The organism is Polaromonas sp. P1_G4 (assembly GCF_056405475.1).
The window spans coordinates 1-1,656 of sequence record NZ_JBFUCA010000723.1; the positions used below are offsets into that span (position 1 = coordinate 1).

The window sequence follows — 1,656 nt, forward strand, 5'->3', positions numbered from 1 at the left end:
TCCTTGAGTGCGGCTTTTCGCAAATACCCGATGTATTTCAATGCGCTGTATTGCAATCTGGTCGAGGCCGGTGAAGCTGCAGGTATTCTCGAGTCCCTGTTGGATCGCCTCGCGGTTTACATGGAAAAAACAGAGGCCATCAAGTCGAAAATCAAATCGGCCCTGATGTATCCCATTTCGGTGGTGATTGTGGCCTTTGTGGTGGTCGCGGTGATCATGATTTTTGTGATCCCGGCTTTCAAGGAGGTGTTTAAATCCTTTGGCGCTGACTTGCCAGCACCGACGCTGTTCGTGATCGCCATCAGCGAGTTTTTTGTGGCCTATTGGTGGCTTATTTTTGGCGGAATTGGTGGAGGCCTTTATTTCTTCTTCCAGGCCTGGAAGCGAAATGAAAAGATGCAAAAGTTCATGGACCGGCTGTTGCTCAAGGTACCCGTCTTTGGTTCCCTGATTGAAAAGTCGTGCATTGCCCGATGGACCCGTACCTTGTCCACCATGTTTGCCGCCGGCGTTCCATTGGTTGAAGCACTGGATTCCGTGGGCGGAGCGTCGGGCAATTCCCTCTATGCCGATGCCACCGAGAAAATCCAGCAGGAGGTCTCCACGGGCACCAGCCTGACGGCTGCGATGGGCAATGCGAATCTGTTCCCGACCATGGTGTTGCAGATGTGCGCCATCGGTGAGGAATCCGGCTCCGTCGATCACATGCTCGGTAAGGCCGCCGACTTTTATGAAGCGGAAGTCGACGAGATGGTGGCCGGCCTTTCGAGTCTGATGGAGCCCATCATCATCGTGTTTTTGGGTACCCTTATTGGCGGCATCGTGGTATCGATGTACCTGCCCATTTTCAAGCTGGGTCAAGTCGTTTGATGGGGACGGGTATGGGCCCGGCGTTTGATGCGTCGCTGGCCGGCATCCTGGGCCTGCTGATTGGCAGTTTCCTGAATGTTGTGATTTACCGCCTCCCCAAAATGATGGAGCGGCAATGGGCGCAGGAATGCGCGGAGCTGGCCGGGCAGCCAGCAGAGCCTTCCGACAAGTTCAATCTGGTGGTGCCGCGCTCACGCTGCTCCAGTTGCGGCCATGCCATCCGCTGGTACGAGAACATTCCGGTAGTCAGTTACGTGTTCCTGCGAGGCAAGTGTTCGGTATGCGGCTCGCCCTACGGTATGCGCTACCCCGTCGTGGAGGCAGTGACGGGCGCCTTGTTCTTCTTTTGTGTGTGGCGTTGGGGCTGGTCGCTGACTGCGCTGGGCTGGTGCGGCTTTTCCGCCGCACTGCTGGCCCTGGCGATGATCGACTGGGATACCACGCTTCTGCCGGACGATATCACCTTGCCTTTGCTGTGGGCCGGCCTGATCGTCGCCGCCCTGCAGTGGAACCCTTCGGTTAGCCTGCCAACGGCCTTATGGGGTGCCGTCGCTGGCTACCTGTCTCTGTGGCTGGTGTACTGGGCCTTCAAGCTGGCCACCGGCAAGGAAGGCATGGGCTATGGCGACTTCAAGCTTTTCGCCGCACTCGGTGCCTGGTTCGGCTGGCCTGCGCTGGTTCCCATGATCCTGATGGCTTCGGTGATTGGTGCTGTCATAGGTATTGCGTTGAAGTTCTCCACCGGCTTGCGCGAGGGCGGTTATGTGCCCTTTGGGCCTTTCCTGG

2 protein-coding genes are annotated in these 1,656 nt (G+C 57.3%); both read left to right on the forward strand.

All coding sequences use genetic code 11. The features are described 5' to 3' along the window. Positions 1-870, forward strand: an 870-nt coding sequence (locus AC1D1X_RS22645; protein WP_477699261.1) for a type II secretion system F family protein, incomplete at its 5' end; no start/stop codon positions are given. Positions 871-881: 11 nt separating this feature from the next. Continuing rightward, the coding region (locus tag AC1D1X_RS22650) for a prepilin peptidase (RefSeq protein WP_477699262.1) at positions 882-1,656 on the forward strand (775 nt) is incomplete at its 3' end.